The following is a 14,435-nucleotide window of genomic DNA, read 5'->3' on the forward strand; positions in this document are numbered from 1 at the left end:
ATCCTCCCGTTACTTCTTGGGAATCCGCAGCCAGTCGTCGGCGACGAGTTCCCATTTGTTGGTGCCGGAGGCGAGCTTGATCGGCCAGCCCGCGGTGTTGTCGTGGTGCGTCCGGCCGGGGCCGAAGACGTACGGCGTGCCGACCATCGGATCGGTGATCGGCTTCATCTCGCGCAGTGCCTTGGTCACCGATTCACGGGTGATGTCACCCTGGATGCCGCGAACGACGTCGAGGAAGTACTTCGCCGCCAGGTAACCGCCCTGGCTGAACGAGGTCAGCGGGATGTTGTTCTTGGTCATCAGCTCGCGCCAGTCCTTGTTCTGCGGGCTGGTCGCGTCGGTGAACGGGTAGAACTCGGCGGGTACGTACACCCCGGCGCCGGCGTTGGTGATGGCCTTGGCGTAGTTCTCGCTGTACACGCTCGTGAGCAGCAGCCACGTGACGTCGTTCCAGCCCTGCGCCGCGGCGGCCTTCAGCTGCCCGATGGAATCCGGCTCGACCGGGTTCACCGTGATCGCCTTGCAGCCCGCGTTGCGCGCCTTGACGATGTAGGAGGTGTAGTCGGAGCCGCCGTAGGGCACGGTCGCGTCGAGGTACTTGAGCTTCTTGCCGCTGATGGCCGACCACTCGTCGATCGCCGCCTGGTACGACGGCAGCGTGTTGCCCGCGATCTCCAGCAGCGCGCAGATGTCGTTCAGCTTCAGCGTTTCCGAGCCGTAGAGCAGGGTCAGCGTCATGTCGTGGTACGGGCCGACGTTGACCGGGGCGATGTTCGGGCTGGAGAAGCAGGCCGGGTCCACGCCGATGCCTTGCATGGACAGGATCTTCTGCTGCTCGTAGTACTTGTTGTTGATCTCGCACTCGATGAGGCTGGACGAGCCGACGAGCGCCACCGCCTCGTCCCGCCCGACGACCTCACGGGCCGCGGCGGCCGCTGCCGCCGGGTCGCCCTTGTCGTCGAGCGCCTTGTACTGGATCTGCCTGCCGTTCACGCCGCCGCTGGCGTTGGCCGCGTCGAAGACCGCCTTGGCCGCCTGCGAGGCCTCGGGGAAGGTCGCCGCGCCGCTCAGCGCGTTGACCGAACCGACCACGATCGGCCCGCTCGAACCGCTGCCGGATCCGGCGCAGCCCGCCGTCGCGAGCAGGACGGCCGAGGCGAGGGCGACGAGGCGCCGCGCGGGTTTCACCGGTTCTCCATGGCGTCGACCACGGGCACCGAGTCGACGATCTGCTCGAACGAGGTGACCTTGCCGTCGTCGAACCGCCACACGTGCGCGACGCGGGCGGTGAACGAGCGACCGGTCTCGCGGTGCTTGGCCTGATAGGTCCCGAGGCCGATCACCGTGTCACCGGCGTCGAGAAGGTCGCCGAGGGTGAACGTGTAGCCCTCCCAGTCCTTCGCGATGGCGCCGAAGACGTTGTCCCGGACCTCTTCCGGACCGGTGTAGGTGCCGGCGTAAGGGAAACCGGCCGCCTCCGTCCAGGTGGTCTCGGGACCGAGCGGGGCCAGCATGCCCGCCAGGTCGCCCCGGTCACTCGCGGCGTAGTGCGCGGCGATGATGTCTGGATTGGACACTGAGGCTCCTTGATGTCTGTTGGTGAACCCGCGTCCGCGATCGACGTCGGCAGGGCGCGGCTTGGTTCTTTCAGGTCGCGGGGGTGGTGAAGGCGCCCTGCCACCGCGATAGCGGGACCTTCGGCGGGGCGGGTTCACGCGTATGGTCACTTTCCGGACAAAGTCTCAGCTCCGCCGACAAGTTCCTTAGACCGGTTGGGCGTCGGGGTAGGCGACGGCACCGAGTGGATAGATGTGCCCGCCCGCGCGGGAGTGCTCCGACCGGCCGTCGCCGGTCAGGCCGAGGAAGACGCCGGTGGTCTTCAGCGCGTAGCCGAGGTCGTGCAGCCACACACTGGCCACGGCGATGCGGAATTCGCGGAAACAGAACAGGTAGAGCCCGTCCTGGAACTTCCACACCGTCGACAGGTCCATGTCCCCGTGGCCGCGCTGGACGCCTTCGAGGCATTGCCAGGCATAGCGTTGCGAAGACACGTACACGTGCTCGTAGAGGTGTTCCGGGCTGTAGCGGTAGATGTTGCGCTTGCCGATCAGGTCGCGCGACGGCCCGGGAACCTCGCCGGTCGGCGTGCCCGCGTCGGTCGTGCCGGACCAGAACGTCTGGGAGACACGGGGAACGCCTTCGACATCCTCGGCGCCGATGACCGAGCGCACGGCGAGCGCGCGATGCGTCGTCGTGGAGAAGACGACGGTGAGCGCTTCCCCTTCGACGCTGGTGTGTGGGAGATTGACGAAGAAGACGTCTTCCCGGACGGCGACCGCGTCGTACGGATCCTTGATGCCGTTGCAGGTGACGGTTTCAGCGTTTTCGAACCACAGCGCGAGCGTCGTTCCGTCGTCGAGGGTGACGGTGAACTCGCGTCCCGACAGGTCCGCGTTCGGCAGGCGGTAGGTGGCTATTCCGGCGGCGAACTCGTCATAGGTACGCCACTGTTCCTCGGGTGCTTCGGGCATGCGGTCATCGTCGAGGCGACCGCCCTGGCAGGGCCAGCTGTCACGCGCTGGGCGGCAACAACCGATCGCTCACGGTCAAGCCGCGCCGCAGTTCGCTCGGCGAGCAGCCGAATTCCGTCTTGAACACCCGGCTGAAATGCGGCGCGTCGACGAAACCCCACTTCGCCGCGATGGCCGCCACGGGCCGCGAAGTGTGCACGGGGTCGAGCAATTCGCGGCGGCAGTGTTCGAGTCGCCGGGTGCGGATCCAGCCCGAGACGGTCGTGCCCTGCTCGTGGAAGAGGCCGTGCAGATGCCGGGTGGAGATGTAGTGCTCGGCGGCGATCTGTGCCGGTCCCAGGTCGGTGGCGGAGAGGTTCGCGTCGATATAGGCGAGGACACGGCGCATCAATTCGTGATGCGGCCCGGCCGTCGCGCGGGCGAGGTCGAGCTCGCTGGCGAACAGGGTGGCGAGCAGATCGACCGCGGTATGCGCGAGCCGGACACCCGCCGGCCCGCCGAGCTGGTCGAGGTTGCTGCCGAGCTGCGCGAGGAAGGGCACCACCACGTTGCCCATGCCCCGCTTGCCCGACATCGGCACCGCGGTCAGCTGGCCGACCAGGTCGCGGGGGAGATCGATGAGCCGCTGCGGGAACATCACCACGAGCGTGCGGAAATCCTCTTCGAACGCCAGGGTGTACGGCCGGTGCGTGTCGTACAACGCCACGTCGCCGGGACGCAGCATCGCCTCGCGGTTGTCCTGCACGAGCAGGCCGGTGCCGGACAGGATCAGGCTCAGCTTGTAGTAGTGCCTGTCCGCCCTGGCGATGAGTTCGGGGGTCCGCTCGACCACGTGCGCCGACGCGGTCACCTCGGTCAGCTGCACGTCGTCGGCTCCGCACGAGCGGATGCGGCCGCGGAAGTGGTCCCGGTGCTCGCTCGTCACGTGCAGCGGCACGAAGGATTGTGACACCACCGTGCGGAAGTCGGTGAAATCTCGCGCGACCGTGGTGGTGGTCGGGTCGGCGGTGGCGGTGGTCACGGGGGTCACCTCGCAGCATCGGGTGGCGAATTTCATATACGATAAGCGATACGATGCTGCCGGGCAATGATCGCGGCGAGGTCAGTCGGCGAGGCGGAACAGGAGGGTTCCAGGGTCCACGTCGACGGGTACCACCGTGCCCGTTTCGTAGCGGCCGACGTCCTCGGTGAGCACTCGCGCGCTGAACGGTGCCACGCCCGGGCCGGTGACCACGAGGTCGACGTCGTCCGTGGGCGTGCTCACCTCGCCGACCCAGATCCGCTTGCTGGAAACGACTTCGGCGTTCGCGCGGACACCTTTCCGGTCGAGTCCGCGATGGGCCTCCCTGGCTTTGGCGTTCTGCCAGAGATGCGAGCCGACGACGCCGGTACCGCCGAGGGTGAACACGGCGCCCATGGCGACGACGACCAGGCGGTCGTCGTCGCCGGGAGCGAAGCGGGTGCTGATCCAGAGCAGGGCCGGACCGATCAGGACCAGCACGGTCATGAAGAAGCCCAAGAGGCAGCCGATGACGGTGAAGGCGGGCAGCTCCGGGGCTTCCTTGCCTTCGCGGTCCGTCTTCACCAGCGTGAGGTTACTGGCCGGTTTCCCACACCGGTTCGGCAAAAATGCCCGCTTGTCCCCGGTTGTGCCGGGCGAGCGCGTCGAAGGACGGCTTGCGTTCGAACCGGTACGGCGATTTCTCGTCCTCGTGTCGTTCGCGCAAGGTTTTCACCAGGCCGTACGACGCCATGTCGAGATCGAACTCCGGCCGGGCCGGATGATGCGGCAGGTTCGGCGCGATGAACGTGTACACGTGCGCGCCCCGGATCCCCGCTGCGCCGAACAATGCGCAGCCGGTCAACGGGTCCTCGCGGCCGGCGGGGAAGGCTTGGCTGCACGACGTGGAAGCCCCAAGGGGTGGCGGCCTATTCTCCTTGCAATGCGGCAGTGAGGTGTTCGTAAGTGTCTTGGTCAAACGCGACAAGTCGAATCTGCTTGACGCGAGTCGGCGTGGAGCTGAGCGTTGCGACCGCGATGTTCGCCGCCTGGTCGACGGGATATCCATAGACGCCGGTGGCGATGGCTGGGAAGGCCATGCTGCGCACGCTCAGCTCATCCGCGACCTGGACGCATCGGCGGTAGCACGAGGCCAGAGTCTCCGCCTCGTCCCGGTCGCCGCCTTCCCAGACTGGTCCTACGGTGTGGATGACGTGGTGAACAGGCGGGTCGAGATCGAATGCCGGGGTTGCCATCGCGTCGCCGGGTGGGCAGGGTCCGATGGCAGCACCCGCTTCGGCGAGCCGAGGTCCTGCCGCCCGATGGACGGCCCCATCGACTCCACCGCCGCCAAGCAACGACTCGTTGGCAGCGGTCACCACGGCGTCCACGTTTTCTTTGGTGATATCGCCACGCACTACCTCAATGACGGCCATAGCTGGATAGTGCCATCAGTACGGTGTGCACATGCGTTAACGTGAGCAGGTCAGTGTTCGCCTGTCGCGAACCGGCCTGACTTCAGGATTCTCCCGGATGGTCATATCGAGAGGTATTCGCTTCTTGGATCGCGGCCACTTCGCTACTTGTCACGATCTGACGTTCGTCGTCAGTCGGATGGATCGACTTGATGTCGACCCGCCATTTTTCTTGATCGGAACTTTTGTCGCAGGGCAAAGTGACAACGGAAAGATGCTGGCCTGACTTGTTTCGACAAATATCCGGCTTGGCGCATCGACGTATATGGGCGCCCCCGGACATGTCCTAGCGCAGATCGTGCACCCGGAAGGTGTGCGCGATATCGAACCGGCGCAGGAACGCCTGCGATAACGATCCACATCGGACACGTGTCGGGTGGTGCACACTGATTAATTGACGCCCTTGGTGGGTCTTCTTGTCCTCGGCAAAGCACCGGGCCGAACCGGCAAGATCTCCGCACCTGCACCCCACGATGACAGTGGCCAGGCAACCGACGAGGGTACCTACGTGCGCGCGGACTGAACCCGAACGTCGTCGTTCCTGGACAACACGCAGGCGATGCACGAGGCGGGGAGCTGATCATTTGAGCGCCACCCTTTGAAGCTGCCCACCGCGCTGACGTGGGTGCCGTGGTTTGGGTGCAGGACGCTCAGCGGCTCGGCCGGGAGGAGGCACAGTGGGTCGGAGTAGATAGCGATGGGAACGTTCGTCAGGTTGAAGATGACCTGTGTGCCCGAGGGCAACTGCTTGCAGCCCTTGGGGTTCTCCCAGGTGGTCAACGGTGTGAACTCGTGCTCGAAGGCGATCACTTTGCCGAAGGCCTCTACGGCCGAGGCGGGGGCAGTTCCGAGTGCGGCCATGGCCGCCGCGGCCAGTGCGGTGGCGGCGATACGGGTGACAGACATGCGGGCTCCTTTGTCACAAGTGGCACAATCCGGACACCGCCGAAGTATCCAGGGATTCACAGACGGAGCAACCCGGCCATTTCCCCGGCAGCCGGGTGACCTGTGGAATTCATGCGATGGTGATCACCTGAATCAGTGAGAAGTGTTGCTCACACTATCTGCACCCGAGCAGGCGCCACAGCGCGACCGCCATTCTCGGCTCCAGGCAAGACAAGAAGGTCGCGAATCGCGGGCAGTGGGCCAAGGCCGAAGTGATCGGTTCCAGGAACGACACCTGCAACGCGTATTACAACTCCAACGCATGATTGACCGACGCGGGGCGTCGAATCCGGCTGTGCCGGGTTCGGCGCCCCGCGAACGTGGGGTCAGATGAGCGCGGCGGGGAGCGTTTCGAAGCCGCGCAGGATCCGGGTCTCCCGCCTTCGCGCCCCGTCGAGCAGCCGCAGACCGGGGAAGCGCTCGAAGATCGACCGCAGCCCGATCTCGCCTTCCATTCGCGCCAGTGAAGCGCCGAGACAGTAGTGCCGCCCCGCGCCGAACGACACGTGATCCCGCGCGTTCGCCCGCTCGACGTCGAAGCCGGCGGGGTCGTCGAAGATCTCCGGGTCCCGGTTGGCGCCCGCGAGCACGGTGGTGACGATCGCGCCGCGCTCGATACGGGTCCCGCCGATCTCGGTGTCCCGCGCGGCCAGCCTGCCGGTGAGCAGGACCGGCGGGTCGTAGCGGAGGACCTCGTCGACGGCATTGCTCCACAGGCCCGGATCCGCCCGTAGCTTCGCGAGTTCGTCCGGGTGCCGGGTGAGCAGGGCGATGCCGTTGCCGAGGAGGTTGACGGTCGTTTCGAAGCCGGCCGCCAGCACCAAGCCGGCGGTGGCCTTGAGTTCCCGTTCGGTCAGGCCGACGCCGTCCTCGCGCGCGGCGATCAGCTTGCTGAGCAGGTTGTCGCCGGGATTCGCCCGCAGCTTCTCCAAATGCAGGGTGAGCCACGAATCGAATTCGGCCAGCGTCGCCTCCACCGTCCGGAAGGTCCGCCACGGCAGGCCGAGGTCGAGACTCGGGGCCGCGGCGCCGCCCAGCGCGAGCACCTTGTCGCGTTCTTCCGGTGGGACGCCGAGGATCTGGCTGATCACCGTGACCGGCAGGAGCCCGCAGTACTGCTCGATGAGATCGACCGGGCTCGTCGGGTCGAGGCCGTCGAGCAGTTCGTCGGTGATCGCCTGTGTGCGCTCCCGCAGCTGCTCCACCGCGCGGGCGGTGAAGACGCGGGTGACCAGTTTGCGGTAGCGCGTGTGGTCGGGCGGTTCGCTGGCGAGCAGCGACGGCGGCTCGATCGGATGGATCAGGCCGGACGACGACCAGGCGATGAGCCGGTTGAGCAGCGGGTTGTCCGGGACGAACCGCACGGTCTTGAACGCATCGCTGGTCAGGACCTCTTTGCACGCCGAATGCCGGGTGGTGACGTGCCCGACCCGGGTGGTCGCGATGGCGCCGTGCGAGCGGATCTCGTCGAACAGGCCGGTCAGGTCCGCTCCGCCGCTCGCCTCGACGGACAGCCTGCCCTGGAGGTCGCCCCGGCGCGCCGCGGCCCGGAGGGCGACCCGGGGGATGGCGTGGCCGATGCTCCAGCGGGTGACCGGTTTGGCGATCGCCTCCGCCTTGTGCCGGAAGGTCCGGGCGGGGGCGGTCTTGAGTGCGAACATCAGGACTCCGTCCGTGCGGGGTTCCTTCGAAGGTAGCGGAACGACGTGTCAGTAGCGAGCGGCTGCGATATCTGCGGTCCCGCTCTCCGCTCGGTAATGTTCTGCACTTCCAGTGGGCCGGGGAGTGCTTGTGGGCGGCTACGGGTTCGACATCGCGCTGGTCGCGGTGCTGGTGGTGCTCAACGCGGTGTTCGCGGGCAGCGAGATGGCGCTGATCTCGTTGCGCGAAGGGCAGCTGCGAGCGTTGGAACGCGACGGCCGCGCGGCAGGCCGCACCCTGGTGCGGCTGGCGCGCGACCCGAATCGTTTCCTGGCGACGATCCAGATCGGGATCACGCTCGCCGGGTTCCTCGCCTCGGCCACGGCGGCGGTGTCCCTCGCGCAACCCCTGGTGCCGCTGCTGGGCTTCCTCGGCGACGGGGCCGGCGCGGTGGCCGTCGCGCTGGTGACGGTGGTCCTCACGTTCCTGACCCTGGTGCTCGGCGAACTGGCTCCGAAGCGGCTGGCCATGCAGAACGCGCTGCGGTGGGCGTTGCTCGTGGCGCGTCCGCTGAACCTTTTGTCAGCGATCTCGAGGCCCGTGGTGTGGGCGTTGAGCGTGTCGACGAACTTCGTCGTGCGGGCGCTGGGCGGCCGGTCGGAGGCCGATCCGGACCAGATGTCGCCCGAGGAGCTCCGGGAGCTGGTCTCGGCGCAGCGCGGCCTGAACGCCGAGCAGCGCATGATCATCAACGGCGCCTTGGAGATCCACGAACGACGGCTGCGGGAAGTGCTCGTTCCCCGCCGGGCGGTGCTGACCCTGGCCGCCGAACAGGATCTGCTTTCGGCGCGCAGGCAACTGGCCGAATCCGGCCATTCGAGGGCGCCGGTCGCCCGCGGCGGCCATCTGGACGACGTCGTCGGTGTCGTGCGGCTGCGCGACCTGCTCGACGACCACGAAGACCTCGCCGAAGTCGTCCGGCCGGCGGTGGTGTTCCCCGATTCGCTGCGGGTGTCGGACGCGCTCCGGAGTTTCAAGGCCGAACGGGAGCAGATGGCGCTGGTGGTCGACGAGCACGGCGCCGTCGCGGGCATGGTCACGCTGGAGGACCTGCTGGAGGAGATCGTCGGCGAGATCTACGACGAGACCGACCGTGACGTGCTCGCCGTGCGCGACGGCCAGGACGGTTCCCTGGTCCTCCCGGGCACCTTCCCGGTGCACGACCTCGTCGACGTCGGGGTCGAGCTGCGCGACGCGCCGCCGGGGGAATACGCGACGATCGCGGGGCTGATCCTCGTGATCCTCGGGCGGATCCCGGAGAAACCGGGCGACCGCGTGGTGGTCTCCGGCTGGACCGCCGAGGTGCTCGGCGTGGAGCATCACGCGATCACGCGGGTGGCGCTGCACCGGGGGCCGGGTGCGGAGCGATGAGTTGCGCCGGACGCGCGGGGTTGGCAGCGTGCCCGGTGTCCCGCCACGAAGAAAGGTGCCCCGATGCCGCAAGACCAGCCGGATTTGAAACCTCGTTCGCGCGACGTGACCGACGGCCTGGAGCGCGCGGCGGCCCGCGGGATGCTCCGCGCGGTCGGGATGGGCGACGACGACTTCGCCAAACCGCAGATCGGGGTGGCGTCCTCGTGGAACGAGATCACCCCGTGCAACCTGTCGCTGGACCGGCTGGCCAAAGCGGTCAAGAACGGCGTGCACGCGGCCGGTGGCTACCCGCTGGAGTTCGGCACGATCTCGGTGTCCGACGGCATTTCCATGGGACACGAGGGAATGCACTTCTCGCTGGTGTCCCGCGAGGTGATCGCCGATTCGGTCGAGACGGTGATGATGGCCGAGCGGCTGGACGGCTCCGTGCTGCTGGCAGGCTGCGACAAGTCGTTGCCGGGCATGCTCATGGCCGCGGCCAGGCTCGACCTCGCCTCCGTCTTCCTTTACGCCGGCTCGATCATGCCCGGTCAGGTCGACGGCCAGGACGTCACGATCATCGACGCCTTCGAAGCCGTCGGCGCCTGCCTGGCAGGCAAGATCAGCCGTGCCGAAGTGGACAAGATCGAGCGCGCGATCTGCCCCGGCGAAGGTGCCTGCGGCGGCATGTACACCGCCAACACGATGGCGTCGGTCGCCGAAGCACTCGGCATGTCGCTGCCCGGATCGGCCGCCCCGCCCGCGGTCGACCGGCGTCGTGACGGTTTCGCGCATCGTTCGGGGGAGGCCGTCGTCGGCATGCTCCGCCAGGGCGTCACCGCGCGGCAGATCATGACCATGGAGGCCTTCGAGAACGCGATCGCCGTCGTGATGGCGCTGGGCGGCTCGACCAACGCCGTCCTCCACCTGCTCGCGATCGCGCGCGAGGCGGAGGTCGATCTGCGCATCGACGACTTCAACCGGATCGGCGACAAGGTCCCGCACCTCGGCGACCTCAAACCGTTCGGGAAGTACGTGATGAACGACGTCGACAAGGTCGGCGGCATCCCCGTGGTGATGAAGGCGCTGCTCGACGCCGGGCTCATGCACGGCGACGTGCTCACCGTGACCGGGAAGACGATGGCCGAGAACCTCGAAGGCATCGCGCCCGCCGGGGTCGACGGCGAGATCATCCGCCCGCTCGACCGCCCGATCCACAAGACCGGCGGGCTGACCATCCTCAAGGGCTCGCTGGCGCCCGAAGGCGCGGTCGTGAAGTCGGCGGGCTTCGACGAATCGACGTTCACCGGTACCGCGCGGGTCTTCGACGGCGAGCGGGCCGCTCTCGACGCGCTCGCCGACGGCCGGATCGTCGCCGGGGACGTCGTCGTCATCCGCTACGAAGGTCCCAAGGGCGGGCCGGGGATGCGGGAGATGCTCGCCATCACCGGCGCGATCAAGGGCGCCGGACTCGGCAAGGACGTCCTGCTCATCACCGACGGCCGGTTCAGCGGTGGCACCACAGGACTCTGTGTCGGGCACATCGCCCCGGAAGCCGTCGACGCCGGGCCGATCGCCTTCGTGCGCGATGGGGATCCGATCACGCTCGACGTCGCGAACCGGACGCTCGAAGTCGAGATCGACGACATCGAGGCGCGCAAGGAGGGCTGGACCCCCAAGGCGCCGGCGTACACGCGCGGGGTGCTCGGCAAGTACGCCAAGGTCGTGCGGAGCGCCGCGCACGGAGCCGTTTGCGAGTAGCCACCCGACAGCTCACTCACGGGCTCTGAAGTACGTGAAGGCCCCCTTCCTGTACATAGGCGCAAGGATGGGGGCCTTCATGTACTTGGCCCGCGATCAAGCTGCACCCGACCTCCACGAACGGGTGATGGGCGGGCCTGACAGCCCGAGTACGTAATTCACCCGATGCGCCCGGCTACTCCGCGGTAGCAGACTCGGCGGCCCGACGATTCCCGCTGCTCCGGAGGTCGACGATGACCGCGTCTCACGCCCCTGCCCGCTCCGCCGCCCTCGTGATCGCCCGGGTGGTCGTCGACGGGATCCGGCATTCGCTGCCCGAGCACGCGCCGCTGTTCGACGCACGGGCCACCGAGTTCGTCGCCTCGGTACTGGAGCGCGACGGGATGAACCTGGGCATCGCGGCGGGTGCGGACGCCTTCCGCCAGGCAGGCGTCGCCGAGTACGCGGCGGGCAAGGAACTGGACCGGCTCTCCAGGGCCTACCACTCGGCGGGCCGGTGTGCCCTTCCCGCGCTGGCGTCGTTGTCGCGGCAGCCCGGGGCCGGGTCCGCCCTGATGGACACCGGGGTGGAGGCGCTGCTCCGCTGCTCGGACGTCCTGATCCGGCTGTCCACCGCGGCCTACCGCGCCGCGCACACGCCCTCGATCGCCGAGCTGCGCCGAGACCTGCTGAAAGAGATCTTGAGCGGCCGATCGCCCGCGAAATGGGCGGGACTCGCGGCCGACGCGGGCTGGGTGCCGCCCGCGCGGGTGGTGGCCATCGCTGCCGAGCCCGGCGCCGTCCGCGCCTCGTTCGGTCCGGAGGTGCTGGCCGACCTCGGCGGCGAATACCCGCATCTGCTCGTGCCCGACGACATCGAGATCGGCGGTGTCCTGGCGGGGACGCGGGCGGCGGTCGGGCCCGCGGTGGCCCCCGCCGACGCCGCGGTGTCCCTGCGCTGGGCGCGCCGGACACTGGAGCTGGTCCGCCGTGAGGTGATCGAGGACGGCCCGCTCGTGCGCTGGTCGGATCACCTGACCACGCACTGGCTGTTCGCCGACGAGGTGCTCACCACCGCGCTGGTGACCCGCAGCCTGGCGCCGATCGCCGACCTGCCCGCCAACGAGCGCACCAAACTCGCCGAAACCCTCGACGCCATGCTCTCCGCCCGCGGCGGGGCGCCCGAGATCGCGAACAACCTCGGCGTCCACCCGCAGACGGTCCGGAACCGCATGCGACGGCTGCGGGTCCTGTTCGGTGCCCGGCTCGACGATCCGCAGTCCCGCCTGGACCTGCGGATCGCCCTGCGCGCGGAGCTGCGCACGGTCGAACCGGCCCGGCCCTCCGCCCCGATGAAGGTGGCGTGAGCGTCAGGCGGGATCCGCGGACCGGGTCACCCAGGTGGCGACCTGGACGCGGTTCGAGTAGCCGAGCTTGGTGAGGATGTGGTCGATATGGGTGTCCACCGTGCGCCGGGCGATGCCGAGCCGGTCGGCGATCTCCTGGTTCGTCAGGCCCTCGGCGATCACGTGCGCGATCTCGGTTTCGCGTTTGGTGAGCACCTGCGCGGTTCGTTTCCGCGGGCCGGGGGTGCGTTCTTCGAGGGCGTACGCGATGGCGTCCCGGGTGGGCATCGCGGCGCCGTCGGCGAATTCCTTGACCGCGACCTCCCAGCCCAGCGCCGTCGTCACGGTGTCGGTGTCGGCGAGCAGCGGTTCGGTGAACGCCTCGTACCGCGTCGGCCAGGCGCCGACCGTGCGCCAGACGTTCATCGCGGCGCCCTGCAGGATCGCCGCCCGGTTGGGGCGTTTGGTCCGGGCCGCGCAGCCCGCCATGACGGTGAGCGTGAACCCGACGACGACGCGGTCGTCCACCCGCTCGTGCAGGCGCAGGACCTGCTCGCAGCAGCGCTCGGCGACGGCGAGATCACCTTGCAGGTATTCCGCGGCGGCGCGCGACCACAATGCCCAGCCACGCCAGAAGACCTCACCACGGCGCTCGCAGCGCTCGACGGCTTCCGCGAGTACCGCCCGCCCGCGGTCGATGTCGCCGTTCAGCCAGACGGCGAGCCCGTGGTTGTAACTCGCCCAGAGGTCCCCGCCCTCGTCGCCATGGGCGCGGAAGAGATCGATGGCCGTGCCGAACAGGCGTGACGCCTCGACCATGTCGTCGCCGATCAGCGCGGCGTAGGCACGGACGTGGAGCACGTACGCGGCGGCGAGTTCGTCGCCGCTCGCCTCGGCTTCGGCGGCCGCCCGCTCCACCATGCACCGGTGGGCGGGCATGTCTCCCTGCACCACCGCCAGGAAGCCGGAGAGCCACAGCCCGTGCGCCCGCTCCGGGACCCCCGGTGCCGCGGCCTCGTCGAGGCGGCGGACCCACATCCGGCCTTCGGTGTTGAGCCCGCGGACGATCCAGAACTCCTTGACGTCGCGCAACATCCGCAGCCCGACGACGGCGTCCTCGGGATCGCCGGTGCAGTAGTCGAGGGCGACCCGCAGGTTCGCGTGTTCGCGCCGCAGCCGCCCGATCCAGCCGAGCTGATCGGTCTCCAGCCATTCGGAGGCGTACCGGCCGGCGAGTTCGGCGAACCAGTCCCGGTGCCGTTTCCGGAACTCCGCCGTCCCGCCGGTTTCGCTGAGCCTGTCGACGCCGTACTCGCGCACCGATTCCAGCATGCGGTACCGCACCCCGCCGGGGTATTCCTCGCGCAGCAGGATGGACTTGTCGAGTAGCCCGTCGACGACTTCGAGGACGCGTTCGCGCGGCAGTTCGCCGCCGCCGCAGACCTGCTCGGCGGCGTCGAGGTCGAAGCTGCCGGAGAACACCGACGCGCGTGCCCACAGCAGCCGTTCGGGCCCGGTGCACAGGTCGTGGCTCCAGTCGATCAGGGCCCGCATGGTCTCGTGCCGCTCCGGCCGCCCCCGCCGGTCCTTCGTGAGCACGGAGAACTGGCGGTCGAGGCGGTCGGCCAGCTGACGCACGGACAACGCCCGCGCGCGGACGGCGGCCAGTTCGATGGCCAGCGGCAGCCCGTCGAGCCTGCGGCACAGCCGGATCAGCGGCTCGGCGTCCTCTTCGGTGAGCCGGAACGACGGCGCGACGGCGGTCGCGCGGTCGACGAACAGCCGCACGGAGTCGTCGTTCAGCACGCGTTCGAAGGAGTCGCCCTGTTCCGGGATCGCCAGCGGCGGCACCGGCAGGACGCGCTCGCCCGCCACACCGAGGGACTGCCTGCTCGTGGCCAGCACGGTCACCTGCGGACAGGCCCTGACCACGGTGTCGGCGAACCAGGCGCAGCTGTCGACCAGATGCTCGCAGTTGTCGAGCACGAGCAGCAGGCGGCTCGCCTGAAGGGCTTCGACGACGACATCGATGGCCGGTTTCGCCGAGCGGTCACCGAAGCCGAGGACATTCGCCACCGTCGGCACCAGCAGCGCGGGCTCCCGCAGTTCGGCCAGCGACACGAACGCGACCTCGTCGGCCGTGGCCTCCCGGTGGGCCGCCGCGATCCGCCAGGCGAGCCTGGTCTTGCCCACTCCGCCCGGCCCCGTCAGCGTGACCAGGGACGATGCCTCCAGCAGGCGCCTCGCCTCACCGGTCTCGGCGTCCCGTCCCACGTAGCTGGTCACTTCGGTGGGATCGGCCGACCACCCCGCAAGCGAGCCAACTCCGTCCGCCATGCACTCT

The 14,435-nt window shown here is 68.7% G+C and carries 14 protein-coding genes; 4 read left to right on the forward strand and 10 right to left on the reverse strand.

Annotation, left to right across the window (positions count from 1 at the left end):
- Positions 1-9: 9 nt before the first annotated feature.
- The 8 genes from ACIBTM_RS19705 to ACIBTM_RS19740 all read right to left on the reverse strand — a co-directional run bounded on the left by ACIBTM_RS19705 (position 10) and on the right by ACIBTM_RS19740 (position 5,912).
- Positions 10-1,188 carry an ABC transporter substrate-binding protein gene (locus tag ACIBTM_RS19705; RefSeq protein ID WP_395878502.1) on the reverse strand — a complete coding sequence of 393 codons (1,179 nt, stop codon included), beginning with the start codon at positions 1,186-1,188 and terminating at the stop codon, positions 10-12.
- Positions 1,185-1,577, reverse strand: a complete 393-nt coding sequence (locus tag ACIBTM_RS19710; protein WP_395878503.1) for a nuclear transport factor 2 family protein — start codon at positions 1,575-1,577, stop codon at positions 1,185-1,187. The genes ACIBTM_RS19705 and ACIBTM_RS19710 overlap by 4 nt, the downstream gene beginning before the upstream one ends.
- 186 nt (positions 1,578-1,763) lie before the next feature.
- Positions 1,764-2,531 carry a MoaF C-terminal domain-containing protein gene (locus ACIBTM_RS19715; RefSeq protein WP_395878504.1) on the reverse strand — a complete coding sequence of 256 codons (768 nt, stop codon included), beginning with the start codon at positions 2,529-2,531 and terminating at the stop codon, positions 1,764-1,766.
- 40 nt (positions 2,532-2,571) lie between these two features.
- Positions 2,572-3,552, reverse strand: coding sequence for a helix-turn-helix domain-containing protein (locus tag ACIBTM_RS19720; protein ID WP_395878505.1), 981 nt, complete (start codon positions 3,550-3,552; stop codon positions 2,572-2,574).
- Positions 3,553-3,633: 81 nt separating this feature from the next.
- Positions 3,634-4,116: a hypothetical protein gene (locus ACIBTM_RS19725; RefSeq protein WP_395878506.1), complete on the reverse strand. Its 483-nt coding sequence runs from the start codon at positions 4,114-4,116 to the stop codon at positions 3,634-3,636.
- Between the two features lie 10 nt (positions 4,117-4,126).
- On the reverse strand, positions 4,127-4,396 hold the full coding sequence (locus tag ACIBTM_RS19730) for a hypothetical protein (protein ID WP_395878507.1): 270 nt from the start codon (positions 4,394-4,396) through the stop codon (positions 4,127-4,129).
- Between the two features lie 64 nt (positions 4,397-4,460).
- The gene (locus ACIBTM_RS19735; RefSeq protein WP_395878508.1) at positions 4,461-4,967 is read right to left on the reverse strand and encodes an O-acetyl-ADP-ribose deacetylase; all 507 of its coding nucleotides are present in this window, start codon (positions 4,965-4,967) and stop codon (positions 4,461-4,463) included.
- Positions 4,968-5,510: 543 nt separating this feature from the next.
- Positions 5,511-5,912, reverse strand: a complete 402-nt coding sequence (locus tag ACIBTM_RS19740) for a hypothetical protein (protein WP_395878509.1) — start codon at positions 5,910-5,912, stop codon at positions 5,511-5,513.
- 131 nt (positions 5,913-6,043) lie between these two features.
- On the opposite strand from ACIBTM_RS19740, the gene ACIBTM_RS19745 reads away from it, so the two are divergent.
- Positions 6,044-6,217, forward strand: coding sequence for a lactococcin 972 family bacteriocin (locus tag ACIBTM_RS19745; protein ID WP_395878901.1), 174 nt, complete (start codon positions 6,044-6,046; stop codon positions 6,215-6,217).
- Positions 6,218-6,277: 60 nt separating this feature from the next.
- Here the strand turns inward: ACIBTM_RS19745 and ACIBTM_RS19750 are convergent, their stop codons facing one another.
- Complete coding sequence (locus tag ACIBTM_RS19750; RefSeq protein ID WP_395878510.1) at positions 6,278-7,612, reverse strand: cytochrome P450; 1,335 nt, start codon at positions 7,610-7,612, stop codon at positions 6,278-6,280.
- Positions 7,613-7,742: 130 nt separating this feature from the next.
- On the opposite strand from ACIBTM_RS19750, the gene ACIBTM_RS19755 reads away from it, so the two are divergent.
- The 3 genes from ACIBTM_RS19755 (at position 7,743) to ACIBTM_RS19765 (ending at position 12,112) form a co-directional block, all read left to right on the forward strand.
- Positions 7,743-9,023, forward strand: coding sequence for a hemolysin family protein (locus ACIBTM_RS19755; protein ID WP_395878511.1), 1,281 nt, complete (start codon positions 7,743-7,745; stop codon positions 9,021-9,023).
- A 63-nt stretch (positions 9,024-9,086) separates the two neighbouring features.
- Positions 9,087-10,766: a dihydroxy-acid dehydratase gene (gene ilvD, locus ACIBTM_RS19760; protein ID WP_395878512.1), complete on the forward strand. Its 1,680-nt coding sequence runs from the start codon at positions 9,087-9,089 to the stop codon at positions 10,764-10,766.
- 233 nt (positions 10,767-10,999) lie between these two features.
- Positions 11,000-12,112 carry a helix-turn-helix domain-containing protein gene (locus ACIBTM_RS19765; RefSeq protein WP_395878513.1) on the forward strand — a complete coding sequence of 371 codons (1,113 nt, stop codon included), beginning with the start codon at positions 11,000-11,002 and terminating at the stop codon, positions 12,110-12,112.
- Positions 12,113-12,115: 3 nt separating this feature from the next.
- On the opposite strand, the gene ACIBTM_RS19770 is transcribed toward ACIBTM_RS19765, so the two are convergent.
- Positions 12,116-14,428 carry a LuxR C-terminal-related transcriptional regulator gene (locus ACIBTM_RS19770; RefSeq protein WP_395878514.1) on the reverse strand — a complete coding sequence of 771 codons (2,313 nt, stop codon included), beginning with the start codon at positions 14,426-14,428 and terminating at the stop codon, positions 12,116-12,118.
- Between the last annotated feature and the right edge of the window lie 7 nt (positions 14,429-14,435).

Origin of the sequence: Amycolatopsis sp. NPDC049868 (genome assembly GCF_044461365.1) — a bacterium.
In the GTDB taxonomy this organism is placed as follows: Bacteria; Actinomycetota; Actinomycetes; order Mycobacteriales; family Pseudonocardiaceae; genus Amycolatopsis.